This window comes from Streptomyces sp. SID13726 (genome assembly GCF_010548375.1).
In the GTDB taxonomy this organism is placed as follows: Bacteria; Actinomycetota; Actinomycetes; order Streptomycetales; family Streptomycetaceae; genus Streptomyces.
This window is the reverse complement of sequence record NZ_JAAGLY010000614.1, coordinates 1-414: the sequence shown is the minus strand read 5'-3', so window position 1 is coordinate 414 and position 414 is coordinate 1. Positions and strand designations below refer to the sequence as shown.

Annotated in this window: 1 protein-coding gene; it reads left to right on the top strand. The window is 74.4% G+C overall.

Annotation, left to right across the window (positions count from 1 at the left end; translation table 11 throughout):
• Positions 1-83 precede the first annotated feature (83 nt).
• Positions 84-414 (top strand): VOC family protein (locus G3I78_RS49395; RefSeq protein ID WP_239158499.1); only part of this gene is annotated, 331 nt, incomplete at its 3' end.

Here is a 414-nt window from a genome sequence, read left to right as displayed (position 1 = left end):
GTCGGTCCCGCCGGGGTCGACGACCGCGGTCTCCGGGCTCGATCCCGGGGACGACGACGAGGGAGACGAGCATGCTGCGTGGGATGGCGACGCTGAACCTGTGGGCCGACGACCTGGAGGCCGCGTCCGCGTGGTACGCGGAGGTGCTCGGGACGGAGCCGTACTACGTGGTCCCCGGCGGGTACGTCGAGGTCCGGGTCGGCGACCGCCAGGACGAGCTCGGCATCATCGCCCGGTCCTGGTCCCCGCGTCCGCAGCCGGAGACCCCCGGGGGCGCGATCGTGAACTGGCACGTCGACGACGTGCGCGACGCGGTCGCCCGGCTGCTCGCGCTCGGCGCGACCGAGTACGAGGGGGTCGTCGAGCGCGGGGAGGGCACGGGCTTCGTCACGGCGTCGGTGGTCGACCCGTTCG